This window comes from Segatella paludivivens DSM 17968 = JCM 13650 (assembly GCF_000373185.1).
Taxonomy (GTDB): domain Bacteria; phylum Bacteroidota; class Bacteroidia; order Bacteroidales; family Bacteroidaceae; genus Prevotella; species Prevotella paludivivens.
Genome location: NZ_KB890643.1, coordinates 43,504 through 60,100, shown reverse-complemented (window position 1 = coordinate 60,100; position 16,597 = coordinate 43,504). Strand labels below are relative to the sequence as shown.

Annotated in this window: 14 protein-coding genes; 2 read left to right on the top strand and 12 right to left on the bottom strand. The window is 37.5% G+C overall.

Annotated elements, in window-relative coordinates; genetic code table 11:
• Positions 1-265: transposase (locus B045_RS0107350; RefSeq protein ID WP_018463238.1), on the top strand; the 265-nt coding region annotated here is incomplete at its 5' end.
• Positions 266-1,350: 1,085 nt separating this feature from the next.
• Here B045_RS0107350 and B045_RS0107345 read toward each other — a convergent pair.
• Both B045_RS0107345 and aroQ read right to left on the bottom strand, forming a co-directional pair.
• Positions 1,351-2,028: an O-methyltransferase gene (locus tag B045_RS0107345; RefSeq protein ID WP_018463631.1), complete on the bottom strand. Its 678-nt coding sequence runs from the start codon at positions 2,026-2,028 to the stop codon at positions 1,351-1,353.
• Positions 2,025-2,459 (bottom strand): type II 3-dehydroquinate dehydratase, encoded by a 435-nt coding sequence (gene aroQ / locus B045_RS0107340; RefSeq protein ID WP_018463630.1) that lies wholly within the window; start codon positions 2,457-2,459, stop codon positions 2,025-2,027. Before aroQ ends, B045_RS0107345 begins: the two co-directional genes overlap by 4 nt.
• Before the next feature lie 238 nt (positions 2,460-2,697).
• Here aroQ and xerA point away from each other — a divergent pair, with 238 nt between their 5' ends.
• Positions 2,698-3,621, top strand: coding sequence for a site-specific tyrosine recombinase/integron integrase (xerA, locus tag B045_RS0107335; RefSeq protein WP_018463629.1), 924 nt, complete (start codon positions 2,698-2,700; stop codon positions 3,619-3,621).
• Positions 3,622-3,638: 17 nt separating this feature from the next.
• Here the strand turns inward: xerA and B045_RS14420 are convergent, their stop codons facing one another.
• The 10 genes from B045_RS14420 to B045_RS0107285 all read right to left on the bottom strand — a co-directional run bounded on the left by B045_RS14420 (position 3,639) and on the right by B045_RS0107285 (position 16,596).
• Positions 3,639-5,501, bottom strand: a complete 1,863-nt coding sequence (locus B045_RS14420) for a DUF3857 domain-containing protein (protein WP_018463628.1) — start codon at positions 5,499-5,501, stop codon at positions 3,639-3,641.
• Positions 5,501-7,501 carry a DUF3857 domain-containing protein gene (locus B045_RS0107325; RefSeq protein ID WP_018463627.1) on the bottom strand — a complete coding sequence of 667 codons (2,001 nt, stop codon included), beginning with the start codon at positions 7,499-7,501 and terminating at the stop codon, positions 5,501-5,503. The genes B045_RS14420 and B045_RS0107325 overlap by 1 nt, the downstream gene beginning before the upstream one ends.
• Positions 7,502-7,588: 87 nt before the next feature.
• Positions 7,589-8,545 carry an aldo/keto reductase gene (locus B045_RS0107320; protein WP_018463626.1) on the bottom strand — a complete coding sequence of 319 codons (957 nt, stop codon included), beginning with the start codon at positions 8,543-8,545 and terminating at the stop codon, positions 7,589-7,591.
• 7 nt (positions 8,546-8,552) lie between these two features.
• Positions 8,553-10,433, bottom strand: a complete 1,881-nt coding sequence (locus tag B045_RS0107315) for a 4-hydroxy-3-methylbut-2-en-1-yl diphosphate synthase (RefSeq protein ID WP_018463625.1) — start codon at positions 10,431-10,433, stop codon at positions 8,553-8,555.
• 44 nt (positions 10,434-10,477) lie between these two features.
• Positions 10,478-10,987: a 5-(carboxyamino)imidazole ribonucleotide mutase gene (gene purE / locus B045_RS0107310; RefSeq protein WP_025884056.1), complete on the bottom strand. Its 510-nt coding sequence runs from the start codon at positions 10,985-10,987 to the stop codon at positions 10,478-10,480.
• Between the two features lie 38 nt (positions 10,988-11,025).
• Positions 11,026-11,643 carry a phosphatase PAP2 family protein gene (locus B045_RS0107305; protein WP_018463623.1) on the bottom strand — a complete coding sequence of 206 codons (618 nt, stop codon included), beginning with the start codon at positions 11,641-11,643 and terminating at the stop codon, positions 11,026-11,028.
• Positions 11,644-11,670: 27 nt separating this feature from the next.
• Positions 11,671-13,191: an RNA polymerase factor sigma-54 gene (gene rpoN, locus B045_RS0107300; RefSeq protein ID WP_018463622.1), complete on the bottom strand. Its 1,521-nt coding sequence runs from the start codon at positions 13,189-13,191 to the stop codon at positions 11,671-11,673.
• Between the two features lie 3 nt (positions 13,192-13,194).
• Entirely contained in the window at positions 13,195-13,869 is a 675-nt protein-coding gene (locus B045_RS0107295) for a hypothetical protein (RefSeq protein ID WP_018463621.1), read from the bottom strand.
• An 86-nt stretch (positions 13,870-13,955) separates the two neighbouring features.
• Complete coding sequence (locus B045_RS0107290; protein WP_154650126.1) at positions 13,956-15,494, bottom strand: hypothetical protein; 1,539 nt, start codon at positions 15,492-15,494, stop codon at positions 13,956-13,958.
• 22 nt (positions 15,495-15,516) lie between these two features.
• Positions 15,517-16,596: an HlyD family secretion protein gene (locus B045_RS0107285; RefSeq protein WP_025884054.1), complete on the bottom strand. Its 1,080-nt coding sequence runs from the start codon at positions 16,594-16,596 to the stop codon at positions 15,517-15,519.
• Position 16,597 lies beyond the last annotated feature (1 nt).

The window sequence follows — 16,597 nt, the reverse complement described above, 5'->3', positions numbered from 1 at the left end:
TATTATCACTGGTACGGACAGTTGCAGACTTATTAGATGGATGAAGAAATACTGGAAAACAAAGATAAGGACGCTCAAGACATTTTTAACAGGCGTAAAACTCGATTATAGAGCTATATTAAATACCATTAGGGAAAATGTCACAAATGGAATCACAGAGGGATTTGTAAATAAGCTAAAAGCTGTAAAGAGAACTATGTATGGTAGAGCAGGCATTAAATTACTAAGAAGAAAGATGGTTCTGGAGCATATATTCTTCAACTAAATTAGAGAAGAACCGAAATAATCGTCACTTCATCACTTCCCCCCCTGTTTATCAGCATTCCCGAGTGATTATTCGGTAACAATCTTGGGGTAAAAGTGACAATATAATTGAAATCACACCAATATTTCGCAATTTTTCGTAAATTATGCTAGCGGGCTTTCCTTTATATAAACACTATCCTTCGAAAATATAAAGCAAACGTATTGGCGTATTGGGACTACAGTAATATATCCTTAAGAAGTAACACATCTTGTTGATTTCCTTTCAATTGTCATAATAGAACATGTAATTAACTACAGAATTCCCCTCTAAGCGTTTTTAAATAAATAGCTACACAGCTACGTTCATGCTTGAAAGTCCCTTGTTTAAAGGCATTGTTGAAAATATAAACAAAAATATTAGCTACGATAAGCTACGTTCTAGCTACGTAATTAATAGCAGTTATAACGATAAAACGTAAAATAGAGCGTAATTTGAGCTGATTTTGTATCATCACAACGCAAGGTCGTCTTTAAGCACAATTTTTCCCATATCGGAATGGAAACTTTTGATCGTAGGATTGGAAACTTTATAACGCAAATAGAACAATATAGTGATAAGGCCCTTATCACTCCCTACTGCTTCGTAAACTGCATAGTGATAAGGGTCTAATCACTATGCCTTATTTCGCGAATTGACTCTAGCCGGAATACGTTTATTGAGAATATCACCCCTAAATTGACGAAGAACCGAAAATTTAGGTAATAGTTTATTCACTCAGTTTCTATATTTATTTGCATCCTTCAAAATCATTCTCTCATATTTATATATATGTATAGAGTAGATTTTTGAATTATTCATGCTGTTCAAGAAACCTGCCTTTATATTCGATAAAACTTTATAAGCACAAATATGTATTATGTAAATAGCATAATTGTGAAAAAAACGCCAAAAATAGGTGTGAGTTGGAGTTTAATGCCACTTTTGCCCCGATAATGTCACTTAATGTCACTGGCTAAAGCCCGATAAACAAAGGGTTTGTGACATTATGACATTAGTGGCATTAAAAAAACTTTTTCTGGTAGAACGTACAGTATAATAGAGGTTTATTTTATCTTCTTTATCAAAGACAATCCGTCACGTATTGGTAATATTACTTTTTCTACCCTATCATCAGCAGCTACATGATCATTGAAATTTCTTATGCCAATAGTCTGCCGGTCACGATCATAAGCAGGATCTATTACATGTCCATCCCATAATGTATTATCAGCAAGTATATATCCACCTTTGCGTAATATCTTCATTGTCATCTCATAGGTTTCTATATAAGTACGTTTGTCTCCGTCAATAAAAGCCATATCGAAGTCTATCCCTAATTTGGGTGCAAGGATGTTTGCATCACCGATATTAAAAACTATTTTATCAGCAACGTCAGAACCTTCAATCCACTTTCTAGTGAAGTCTTCCATTTCATCATTAATCTCAAACGTATAGATCTTTCCGTCGCTATCCAGTCCATTAGCCATGCTTATGGCACTATAACCACTGAATGTACCAACCTCAAGAATATTCTTTGGCTTAATCATACCAACAAGCATCTTTAAAAGCTGTCCCTGAATATGTCCACTTGCCATACGACCATGGACTGTATGTATGTTGGTTGCCCTATAAAGTCTAAACAAATATTCGCTTTCCTGATCAATATGCTTTGCTATATAATTGTTAATGTCTTCTTCAACACTTTGCAGTGCTGGGACATTTATTTCTCCGTGTCTATTCATTTCTTTCCAGGTATATTAGCTAATATTCCCTGTATTGCCATGTCATATCCAGCAAGTCCGAATCCACAAATTACACCAAGACATGCAGGACTTAGATATGAATGATGACGGAACTCCTCTCGCTTATGAACATTACTGATATGGACTTCTACGACTGGACATTTCAAACTGCGGATACAGTCTTGCAAGGCAATACTAGTATGCGTATATGCGCCTGCATTAAGAACTATTCCATCATAAGAAAATCCTACTTTCTGCAATTTATCTATCAGTTCGCCTTCAATATTGCTTTGATAATATTCTATTTCAATATCAGGATATTTTGCCTTAAGCTGCGGAAGGTAGCTCTCAAAAGAGTTACTACCATATATACCTGGTTCACGAACTCCAAGCAAATTGAGGTTTGGACCATTAATGATTTGAATCTTCATAATCTTAAGAATATATTGTTATATTTTGTATCTGCGCCAGCTTACACTATTCTACATTCGGTCAAGATAGACGGCGCCTCAACAATAAAAATAAAAATGCTTTTTATTTTGTATTGTGTTCGACTTGCACTACTCTGCCTGCGCCGAAGATAGGCTGCGTCTCAACAATAAAAATAAAAATACTTTTTATTTTGTATTGTGTTCGACTTGCACTATCTTTGCAAAAATAATAAAATAAATGGAAACAGACAAGAATTATTCCACTAATATTCTTAAGGCTTACCAGAGATATCTTAAATTGGAACGTAATTACTCAACTAATACAGTTGACGCTTATATACATGACATAAAAAGTCTGCTTGACTATTGTCTGGAGATAAGTAAAAACGTATTGCAGTTACAACTTGAAGATTTACAGAACTTTGCTGCCACTATTCACGAAAAGGGTATTGGTCCAACATCACAGGCAAGAATACTTAGCGGAGTAAGATCTTTCTATCGTTATCTACTTTTAGACGGATATATAGATACTGACCCATCAGAACTACTAGAGTCACCAAATCTAGGGAAACATCTACCAGAGGTGTTGTCTACTCCTGAAGTTGACAAGCTTGAGAACGTAATAGATCTCACAACTAAAGAAGGACAACGCAACAAAGCTATAATAGAAGTTTTGTTTTCATGTGGATTACGAGTTTCAGAACTTGTAAACTTAAAACTGTCTCAATTATTTCTTGATGAGGGATTCGTTCAGGTAATAGGCAAGGGGCGCAAAGAACGTCTTGTACCAATCTCTCAGCGCGCAATAAAGGAACTAAACCTATGGTTTTATGACCGAAAACAGCTAGATATCAAAACTGGCGAAGAAGATTACGTATTTCTTAATCGTCGAGGCAGTCATCTTACACGTACGATGATACTTATAATGATAAAAAAGGAAGCCGAGAAGGCTGGTATTAAAAAGACAATATCACCACATACCATGCGCCATAGCTTCGCAACTGCATTATTGAAAGGTGGTGCTGATCTTCGTGCCATACAGGCAATGCTAGGGCACGAAGATATAGGTACAACAGAAATATATACTCACATTGATATTACTACACTTAGGCAGGAAATTCTTGAACATCACCCACGAAACATCAGATCAAAGGAGAAATGATTTAGTTAGCAATATTTCTATATTTTCTTCAGCACTATCTTTTGGCTGTATAATGAAGCCAATAATTTCATAAAATCATATAGCTGAGAATATTTATCAGCACTAAACAGACCTTTGTTCATCAATAGTTTATAATTTACTTTTATGTCGTTATCTTTATGAGCAAGGGAGAAAGCTAATTTACCAAAAGGTGATTGGCATATAGTGTCACGTGGACATGCTTCAAGAGTAAAGCCTGCAGGGATATGTATTGTTATATTCTCTTCATCAATATATCCATAACTTTTGTATATATCATGTTTTCTAACATTGTTGGATTCCGGTATAGAAAAGCCTCTATGAGAAGGATTTAAAGGTACGAAGAGCCTGCTACCAGTGAGATTGGCATATCCATGACTTGAAATACATGCATCAATCTGAATTGAAGGAACAGAATAACTCTGCTTATGTAACGTGACATCCATGTTTGATATCTCTGCATCAGGAACTTTCATCGCATCATTAATGTATTCTTTACGTTCTTTGTCACCAGCCGAAACAAGCGCGAGTTTGTCCTCATATTGTCTCATATATGAACACTGAGACATATTAATCAGCGCCATTCTGCCAGGACCAAGAGTTATGTCAATATCACTATGCTGGATATTAGTTGTATCAGCATATTCTGGCAACCTGCATAATTTTCCACCTTCATCTGTCATCACTAAAGCATCGTGCCCGGCTATATCTGAATGAACATATCCAAGGGCTAAATCAGGAGCAGTGCATTCAATCCATATTGTATCTCCTTTTAAAGGAACTTGTAATATAGCATGATCAAATAGGTCTAGACTTGGGAAAGTCGGCAGCTGACGATCATATTTTGTACTTATTATAGCATAATTAGAGCGAATACCTGCTTCATTAAGCATGGCACGCATATAGTTTGACAGTCCTTTGCAATCACCGAAGCCATTATTATAAACATCAGAGGCGGCAATAGGTTGCATTCCACCAATTCCTAGTTGAATACTCACGTATCTAGTAGACTTTTCAAGTAACTGATATAAAAGAGCTATTTTAGACTTAGCATCCCTGCAAGTATCAGTTAGTTCATGTATTCGGGTTTTGGCCGTATTGTTAAAGAAATTCCTATCGGTCAACAATCCATTAAACCACAATCCCAAATCATGCCATGAAGCCATACTTCCCTTTGTACCCTTATATACAAAGTCAGCAGGCGCAAAAAGTATACGTGGCATGATTTGATATATAGGCTTTGAATATGATTCCTTATGTATAGCGTGCAAACTATCCATCGAAACATCAATAACAGTATTATTACCAAGAGTAGTTTTGTTTACTTTCCAATTAGTATTTATGCATTGATATCTACATGGATTGTCATTTGGTGTTATCAATTTATAGGATGCATGGTTTACCTCCACATCATAATCCGTCTGTGGAGCAAAAGAAGGAAGCGACACAAAACCATTTGACATTTCAACAGTCCAATCATAAGTTACTATTATTGGATATACAGGTGGCGTATATTGAAAATGCATCATATAGTCATCTGTTGCCATTTCATGAGAATACTCAGACTTAAGCAGGTCTCCTTTTTTAATCTTACGTAACACACGTCCTGTCTGGTCAGTGATCACTCCTGAAAAGCTTGATATACGCTCATCCTTGGAGCATTGGCAATCAAAGTTAACAGCATCGGCACCTTTTTCATTTATAACCTTGATCATACTATGCATGTTGCATGTTACAGATGACTTGTCATGGACTTGTACCTGAGTATTGTCCTCCAACACAATAACATTTGTCTGTGCATTGCAGAATTGCGAAAACATCAGTAATCCTGCAATTATGTATAATGCTATATTGTTTTTCATTACATTTTCTTTAATACCAACATATTTTTACTATACTCACATATCTTTGCATAAACATCCTTTACCATATTATAGTCTGTTACACCAAAAAAAGTATCGTTTATATCTAGTCTATACTGTACAAAAGAGGTTTTATCATCAACCAAACACTTTATATGGCATGATATCTCTTTATTAGGCGTTTCAATTCTTGCACCATTACACTTTTCTTCAACAACATATCCTTCAGGAATTGTCATGTGTACATTTAACAATATCGTTTGTTTGTATGGAAATTCAATTGGAAGTTTCCGCTCAGTTTCAGTAAATGGATTATCATTTATAGGAATGATTACAAGAGGATTGACATATATATGGTCTGCTGTTGCTTCACAATTCTTTGAAAACGAATAGTCTTCGCAAACAGAAGGCGAGAATGACGTTCTGTCACTAATACTATATTTGGTTATTTCAATACCTTCTTCCCGAGCCTTTTGGCTTACAAAAGTAGCACTGTCTTTTGCATGTTTAAAATCAACTCTTACCCTAGCGGCTAGATTATTAAGACTTGTACATCTAACCATACCCGTCAATACCCCCTGAGGATTAAGCTGCGCACTTATTCTAATATCTCTTTTGGCTTGTGCTATATTCTGCAAGTTAACCCATCTACAATTATTTTTTTCTATTATACGTGCCCTATTCGTTAGCAACTTAGCCGGTAAGACATTCAAGTATCCATCATCTATTGACGAATCAATAAATACCATCGTGGAATCATTGGTGTATGCACCTACAACAAAAGTATTAAGGAATTTCCTCGAAGGATAAGTAAGAGGTAATCTACCATTGTCACGTGTGCTCATAACGACAGGAGCAGCCTTAACACCAGCATCATTAAGCATGTTAATCAATACAAAATTAATATCAGCATTGTCACCACTACCATCTTTAAGAATGTTGCGAGAAGAACGTCCCCAAAAGCCATAATCACCATTCCATTTCAACTTCTTTTTCAATAATTGATATATTGCGACAATCTTTTCTGTATTGTCTTTTAGATTATAGATTTTAGCAGCCGTCATTTCATTCTTAAATGGATTAGATTTTTTCATTCGATGTCCAAAATCATCATCATCAAGCAAAGACTTATCAATATCTTTCCACTCATTGGCATAATTCTGAAAATAATTTCCTGGAAGATGAATACTGTTAAGCTCTGCCGTTACCTTATTACAATAATCCTTAGCATGCCAAACAAAGCCATCTTCTTTAATAGAAGGCATGTTGCATGCAGTGAACTTATATTCACATCCGTTACAGTTCAAACTTTCTCCATTATAATTAAAGGCACATCCAATAGGGTTTAATTTTTGCTCCATTTTATATATACTCGTGTTTTCCATGTTAAACTGAAAATACTCTGGAACAACCAAATGGTAATAGGAATACATTGTTGGGATTGAGGCTTGTGCATACCAATTTCTTATATTATAATAAAGAGGACTCACTATCTTGTATTGATATTCTATGACTGTACCAACCTTAACTTGGGGAACAGTAAACTTTATCAGCATGTCTTCCTTGTCAAGGCGTTCACGAAATACAAGTTTGTCATCCATCTTTGACTTTACTATTTTTCCGTCAGTCATATTAAAAGCCACAGCTTTCAATCCACTTATCTTTTCACTGTTCATAGGATTTTCTTGAAAGTCGACATAATTGATACTGACATTGGCATAGTCCTTTCCTTCTGGTTTCAGTATTTTAATACGCTCTTTTATGTCATAAACAACACAAAAGTCATTATCTCTAATTTCATAGTTTACATTATCTAATTTGCACAACACTACAGCAGGTGCATTAGGTTCAACAGAACAAGAAGTCATTTTCATTTCTTCAGTAGTTGGATTTCCAAAATCCAGATTTGGATTCTGCTGCGTTTGAGCAAGGATGCTTAGATTATTAAACCATAAAACGATTACACACGACGTGGCTATAATTCTAGTTTTAATATTCATGATTATAGATTTTATAAGTATAGATTATCTAAAGTAAACATACACATATACCATATTAAATATGGCATATGTGATATGATGGATTGGCTATTCAGCAGCCTTTAAGTTCTTTTCTAGCTGGCCAACAGAGCTGGCACCAACGATAACGCTTGTTACGCCACGTTGTTCTAAAATCCACGACAAAGCTTTCTCGGCAAGTGTCTTACCTTGTGCCGAAGCCTCAACGTTCCACGCTCTCAACTGAGCAATAAGTTCTGGTGTAAGCATATCACTCTTAAGGAATTTCCCTTGAGCCATTCTGCTATCTTCAGGAATACCATTGATATATCTGTCGGTAAGCAAGCCCTGAGCTAATGGCGAAAAGCCTATAAAGCCAATTCCATTATCATGGCAATAATCAAGAGTTCCACTTTCCTGTGGACCACGATTTAGCAAATTGAGTTTATCTTGAAATATCAGCAAAGGAACATCACGCTCCTTTAGATACTTGTCAGCAAACTTCAATGCTTCTAAAGGCCATCTGCTTATACCAACATACAAAGCCTTACCTTGTTTCACGATGTCAACAAGAGCCTGAAGAGTTTCCTCCAAAGGTGTATTGGGATCGTAACGATGGCTGTAGAACAAGTCTACATAATCAAGGTGCATGCGTTTCAGACTCTGCTCAATGCTAGCAAAAAGATATTTTCTTGATCCCCAGTTTCCGTAAGGACCTTCCCACATGTCATAACCAGCTTTACTGGAAATAAACAGTTCATCACGATAAGGTTTGAAACTGTCGTCCATGAGTCTTCCCATTGTTTCCTCAGCACTTCCGTATGGAGGACCGTAATTGTTTGCCAAATCAAAATGCGTTATTCCATGGTCAAAGGCATAGTGAGTAATGGCACGGCTACGCTCATAAGGGTCCACACCACCGAAATTATGCCAAAAACCGAGTGATATCTTAGGCAACATCACTCCACTTTTACCACAACGGCGATAGAACGTTTCTGAGCAATCATACCGATTTTCATCGGCTAGATATTTTTGTTTTAGTTCCATAGTCTTTCTATTTCTGTTTTTGATCGTTATTGATTAATGCTAAAAGATGTTCCACTGCTACTTCCTGTGGTATATTTTTCTCCACACACACCTGCTTGCGATACAATGAAACCTTATTTACTCCAGCACCGACATATCCGTAATCGGCATCAGCCATCTCACCAGGACCGTTTACGATACACCCCATGATACCTATTTTCAAGCCTTTCATGTGCTTTGTTGCCTCACGAATTTCAGCTATAGTTTCACGAAGATTATATAGAGTGCGACCACATCCTGGACAACTGATATATTCTGTTCTGCTAGTACGAAGGCGTGCTGCCTGAAGTATTCCGAAAGCTGTGTCAGTAATTACATCATTCGCAATATCACCATCATTCATCAGCCAAATACCGTCGGTAAGTCCGTCTATCATCAATGCGCCCATATCTGCAGCAGCCTCTAGTTGGAAATCACTTCTCTCTGCTTTCGTATGTCGATACATCTGTGTGAAGACAACAGGATTGAATGTCCCGTTATTCCACATTTCATGAACAAGAGCACGCTGATCGGCTAATTTGTTCTGATGATTGCTTGTGCATACCACTACTACCTCAGGATGTGTCTTTAAACAAGCAAGATATTCTTCTGTAGGAGAACCAAACTGTAGAACAAGAAACTTCAATTCGGCTTTGATCATACTGATAAATGGCATTGCAGTAATAGGGAATATTGGATATATACCCTTTGCGCAATTCTCGCCAACAGGAAGATTTCCTTTTGCCTGAAGTTCAGCGTATACATTAAAGTCTAATATATAATTCTGGTTATGATCTAATTCTGCTGGAAGTTCAGAGCCTACATATAGATAGTCAGCCTTTTGTCCGTCAGCACTTGAATCAGGATTCCCTTTTCCATTTGCTATCACAACAGGAACATTACTTCCACCAATACCATTTACTGCACGGGTAAAACGACGTTCAGGATGAACCCAATCAAACTCATTTGCCTGAGTCCCAGGAACTATAAGATGACCAGCCTTATTTGATATATAGTCTACAAGATGACGAGCTACAGGTATCTCGGCAGCAGGTTCTTCACTAAGACTTACACGAACAGTATCACCAATACCATCAGATAATAATGCACCTATTCCTACAGCACTCTTTATACGTCCATCTTCTCCCTCTCCAGCCTCGGTAACTCCAAGATGCAAAGGATATTTCATATTCTCTTTCTGCATCTGCTCGACCAAAAGACGTACAGAACAGACCATAACTACAGTGTTTGAAGATTTTATAGATATTACGACATCATTAAAATCCTGTTCCTTACATATACGAAGAAACTCCATACAACTCTCTACAATGCCTTCAGGAGTATCACCGTATCTGTTACGTATGCGGTCGCTTAGACTTCCGTGGTTCACTCCGATACGAATAGCTGTATTATTTTCCTTGCATATATTAAGGAATGGAATGAAACGGTCTTTAATTTTCTTCAGTTCCTGCGAATATTCTTCATCTGTATATTCCTGCTTTATAAACTTACGAGCAGGATCGACATAGTTGCCTGGATTAATTCTTACCTTCTCGGCATATAATGCAGCAACATCAGCAACGTTAGGATTAAAGTGTACATCGGCAACTAGTGGTGTCGTGTAACCATCAGCACGCAACTTGGCATTGATATTCTTTAAATTCTCTGCTTCCTTGCTACCTTGTGTTGTGAGCCTAACGAATTCTCCACCAGCTTTAATAATATCTTCAGCCTGAGCTACACAAGCATCGGTATCATTAGTATTTGTGGTGGTCATGGACTGAATACGTATAGGATTTTCACCGCCCATGTCTATAGCGCCTACATGAACAACAGTTGTGTCACGGCGCTGATAATTAAATATATCCATAAATATTAAACATTCCTATCAATTTCAACAGAACAGAGAATGTCTTAATTGCATTTAAATTTATAATCTTTAATTTCTGCAAGGTCTTTATTAGCCTTTTCTATCTTCGCGCCAAGTCCAGCCTTCCATGCATCAATCTTCTTAGCTACATCTTCGTCGCAAAGTGCAATCATTTCAGCTGCAAGTATAGCAGCATTCTGAGCACCGTTAACTCCAACTGTAGCAACAGGTATGCCTGGAGGCATCTGAATTATAGAAAGCATTGCGTCAAGACCATCAAGCATACCCTTAATTGGCACACCGATAACAGGCAATGTTGTAGATGCAGCAATAACACCTGGTAATGCAGCTGCCATACCAGCTGCCGCAATGATAACCTTTATACCACGTTCTTTAGCTTGCTTTGCAAAAGTCTCAACAGCATCAGGAGTACGATGCGCGGAGAGAGCATTTACTTCGAATGGGATTTCGTTATCATTAAGCCATTTACACGCTTTTTCCATAACAGGCAGATCACTTGTACTGCCCATGATAATGCTTACTACTGGTTTCATATTATTATTTGTTTTAAATTTTGTTGCCATTTATAATTTTACACAATTGCTATAGCCATAAACGCCACGATAACACCCAGTATCCACGCTACTGTTATCTGTGACAGCGAATGTTGACGCAATACCATACGGCTTGTTCCTACAACACCAGATATGACTAATGTCAGGCATAACCACCATATAGGATTAAAATCGAATATCAGTGCAAATGCCAGCAATGCTCCTGCTACGCCACCTATTGCCGCTGCATGTACCGATATTTTCCACCATACGTTTATTATGGCACATATCAACTGTATCAATAGCGCAGCGACTAATATTCCACCCATAAAATGAGGTATATGGAATATACTCATTATGTAATAGCAACTGAAATAGCACAATATTGAAATAACATATGGTACCATTCTTCGCTCTTTTACGCCCAACTCTATAAGCGACCATCCCTGATATGTTCGATACAAATGTATCAGCAGTGTAGGCAACAGTATGGTGAAAGCATACACCAAAGCCAATACTGTGAATTTGTATGACCAAGGCAAAAGCCCCAGATAACTGAAGAGAAACAATGCCAGCAAACCAACTATTGGCAAATAGAATGGAGTAAACACCATACTGGCGATTCTTGCAGTTAATATAATATCCTTTTCTTTCATATTTTTTGTCGTTTCAGAATATAATTGTCAATAGCGTCTCAATCTTGCTACTGGCAAATTCATCTGTTCTCTATATTTTGCTATTGTACGTCGTGCAATAGGATAACCTTTTTCCTTCATTATTTTAGCCAAGGCATCGTCACTGAGGGGTTTTTTCTTGTCTTCCTTATCAATAACTTCTTTCAGTGCCAGTTTTATCTTTCTTGTAGACATCTCTTCCCCATCATCTGTTGTATATGAGTCTGTAAAGAAGAAACGTAATGGAAACGTTCCCCATCTTGTTTGGGCATATTTCACATTACTTACTCTACTTATTGTTGATATATCAAGTCCTGTCTTGTCAGCAATATCTTTAAGAATCATTGGTTTCAAATCGCTTTCATCACCGTCTTGAAAGAATTTTCTCTGCCAATTTATGATAGCCTTCATCGTTACTGTGAGAGTATGGCGACGTTGTTTTATAGCTTCTATGAATCCTTGTGCCTTGTCTACCTTTCCCTTCGCATAGAGCAATGCTTCCTTTGTTTGTCGGTTCATGCCCTCCTTATTGTTCCTGTAGGTGTCAACCATTTCAGAGAACGTTGGAGAAACTTTCAACTCTGGAATATTTCCTTGATTAAGAGTAAAAGAAACAGAACCATCATCAGCTGTATCAACAATGAAATCAGGAGTTATCTGCTGAATATTTATACCTTCAGTTTCGCCTAGTGCTGCCCCTGGTTTAGGATTCAATTTTCTTATTTCGTTTCTCAGAGTGTCAATTTGTGTATCATTGAGCATCATCTGCATCTGGATTTTATCCCAATGCTTCTTAGTAAATTCATCGAAATAATCCTTGAATACAGTTTCCATAGCATCAAGAAGTCGGATATTACCAGAGGTCTTATCATCTTCTCGCATTCTTTGAACCTGCAATAGCAGACATTCCTGAAGTGAGCGCGCGCCAATACCTGCAGGATCCATACTTTGCAGCATCTTAAGTATATCATCTATTTCGTCAGTCGCAACGTCAATATTGTGATATATGGCGAGTTCATCGCTTATTGTATCCAAATCTTTTCTAAGAAGTCCGTCATCATCAAGACTTCCTATCAGATATTCCATAACTTCATGCTGCTCACTATTAAGAGACATCATATCCATCTGTTCCTTCAATCTATCATAGAAAGAAGTGGTGTCCCCATATATTATTTCCTCATAGTCAGCATTATCATTACTGTTTGAGAAGGAAGTCGAAGGCATTACATCGTCACCTCCAATACTTTCCAGTGCAGCATCGAGTGCATCCTGTCGTTCCTCCTTTTCTACCTGCACATCAAAATCAGAAGAGTCATCATCTCCGTCAGCGAAATTATCATCACTATCGGTCAGTCCCATCTCATTATCATCCCTTTCAAGTGCGGGATTGTCATCAAGTTCGGTATTGATATTCTCTTCCAATTCTGTCAAAGGCATTTCCAGCAGGTGTACCTGTAACATCTGCTGTTGTGACAGACGCATCACCTGCGCTAGCTTCTGTTCTTGTGTCTGGACTAATTTCTGAGCCATATCTTACTTTCTAAAATATTCTTTAAGTTGTGACGCTAATGCAGCAAGTTCCTTAGGATTTCCGTTACCATATCTTTGCCATATATCATGACAGCTATCAAATAGCGGACTTACCTCTAATGTAATTCTGTTAAAATATGGATCACACTGCTGAAAAGCATCCATGACATCAACGATCACTCCGGCATCGATGTCTGTAAGTTTTGCCAAATCCTGTATTTCAGATGTCTCCTTAACCATTGTTATAGGGGTAAGGTGGAAATATAGGTCTAAGATTATGATCAGATGCAAAGGCATCAGTATGTTTTTGCTTTCATGCAAATTTGCATAATAATTCTTTAATGGTTTGAAATCATTCTGCCAAGTATCTTTAGTTTCCACTCCACGATAAAATTCATCTGGATGGTTAAAACCTCTCATCAGTCGTAGTTGTTCAACATCGGCGTTAAGTTTCTTCAAATGGTTAGTAAATTTATTCCACAACAAATTCAGACTTGGCGTAGAATGCCGTCTAAGCCAAAACATCTGTTCATAGAGAAATTGTGGCTCTATGTTAAGTTCCAATGCAAGTTCTACCATTGCGCGTGAGTAAATCGCCTTCACGCCCACTGGTTTTTTCAGATACAGTTGCATAAGCGGCAACCAGTATTCTTCTTGCCATAAAGGATGATTTGCCATGATAATCTTTATCTTTCTGCAAAGATAAAGATTATCGCAGACAAAACAAAAGGAATTTATTCTTTTTTGTTACATACAACGAGAAGTTATTCTTCGTGTTTCATTTCTTTCTTCATCTCTCTTCCAATGACATTACAATAAGGAATGTGTTTTAAGGTTGAACGCACTGGTTGAACATGCCACAGCATTAGCAGCAGTAAAAAGAATGTTCCCCCAACACATGTAACCCCATACATTTGCTTTATACCCATAATCAGACTTTGCATATAGTCATAAGGTCTACCTGATACCATATTGTCGGTTACATAATATCTCAACATGTAACTATAAACACCATTGCACATTGTAGCGACAAGACCATTACGAATAAACCCGGCTATAGTCATTCCCAAAAAGAAATTTGGATACGGCATCAAATCCTGAAGATATATGGTAAGCGTTACAAAAAATATTGCATAACCAAAATTCTGTATAAAAGTAGGGAAATATAATCTTTCTATATTAAGATCTGGGGTTATATAAAAATACATCCATACCTGATATACCAATAGGAATATAAATCCGACTGTTAGTAGGGTGGTATATTTCAAACGAAGCATCTTCATCCACCACAAGCTGAATAGACAACCTGTCATTGCTCCAACAATATTTATCAAATCGAATCTAGACGTTGTCATTGTTCCATAATGCAAAACCGCCCCCATAAATACAGTCTGTAATGCTTTCGGTGTGGAGTTCATCAGCTCTGCCACAGCAAACATGCCCAATATAGGTATCAACGTCTTGTGTTTAAAAGCTGTTGGTAATATGTAAGGATGTCGTATATGGCACATGCGCTGAATTGCGAGCCATAATGTTACAGGAATGCTCATTAATACAATGCGCCAAACTGTCCCGTCCCACCAATTATAAAATTCACCGTAGTTGAATATGAATATACCTTCAAGTATAAACAATGACCATAATATACAACCCAACCAGTCTATACTGATAAACGGTATCGGTTTCATGAATCTATAATGTTGAGTACAGAAAAACACAACCAATAAGACGAACGTTAGCAGCAATATAACAAACCATTGCATTGCCATCCATGATCCACAGTAATATGTGAGTTGTATAGCTATCCATGAACTCCAGCTCATATCGCCGAGAACTACGATATACAGTAACGGAAAGAATATTCTGAAATCTCGTCTCGGAGTCATCCATAAACGAATATTAGATGTACATTCGAATGTTGCCATAAGCTTCATATAGCCACAGGCATAAGAGAAAATACAAAGCAATGGAATTGAGCGTACCCACAATGCTAGAAAATTACACAATATCATTCCTGATATTGAGAACATCAGAAGGTTACGATTGGTAAACCTGAACTTTAGTCTGAAAAGTATAGGGAATGGCATTGTTACACCAAGAACACCACACATAACTATCATCGTCACGTCTTCTTTCATCATACCACATTCGCCAACCATCTGTTCTAGTGACCCCAGATACACACAATTTACCATCTGAAATATAACGATAAATGAAAAATATATCCAAGGCTGAAGCTTTTTTGGAACAAAAGGCTTCACAAACGGCATTACAAACGGATGACTTATAAATGTATCTGCCATATATTATCCTTTATTTTTATCATTAATAGTCTACCTCACACTCTACATTCAAACCAGAAAGAAGACGTTTTACATCTGCTATATTATTATCTCGTGTGAGTTCTATACGAACAGGAACTCTCTGTTCTACTTTTACAAAGTTTCCTGTTGCATTATCAATAGGAATATTACTGTATACACTTCCTGTAGCCGAACTAATGCTCTGCACGCGACCTTTGAAAGTAACACCGCTAATAGCATCTGCCTTAAACTCAACAGGCATTCCAACTTTAACATTTTCCATCTGAGTCTCACGATAGTTGGCAATAACCCATATCTCGTCTTGGTCTACCATGTCAACCAGCAACTGTCCAGGTTGTACTAGCTGCCCTTCATGAATATTTTTTCTACCCACATATCCATCACAGGGTGCCGTTATCACAGTATATGATAAATTTAGTCGTGCCAAATTCAGGGTTGCCTGTGCTACGCTCACTCCAGCATTAGACTGTCCAAGTCGTTGAGCCTGTTCATGTTTCACTACAGCAGTCGCGTTTTTGTTTGCACTCGCCTGATTCATTTTTGCCACAGCACCTTGATAGCGACTGAGAGCCTCTTCGTATTGTGTCTTTATATTGTCAAACTGCTGTTGCGTTACAGCATCTTTCTTTAAAAGCATTGTGTAACGGTCATAGTCTCTCTTTGCGTTCTGCATTCCCACACGTGCTTCTGCAACACCTGCTCCAGCAACGTTAATACCAGCACTGGCTACATGAATATTACTTTCCACCGTGTTGATGGTTGCGCTCACTGCATTGCTACCACTCTTGCTTCCCTTCACTCCTGCCTCAGCCTGGGCTAGTGCAAGTCTGTATTCTGCATCTTCTATTATTACAAGAGTATCTCCCTTGTGTACATGTTGAAACTCCTTGAATCTTATTTCCTTTATAAATCCTTGTACACGTGTGTTTATAGGAGTAATATTTCTATTAACCATTGCATTGTCGGTATATTCAACTGTGCCAAGATGCACAAACCTGCTACAAACATATATTACTCCTATGCCCAACAACGCTATCACTATGATATTATAAGCTCTTAATACTTGTTTCCTCTTGTTCATT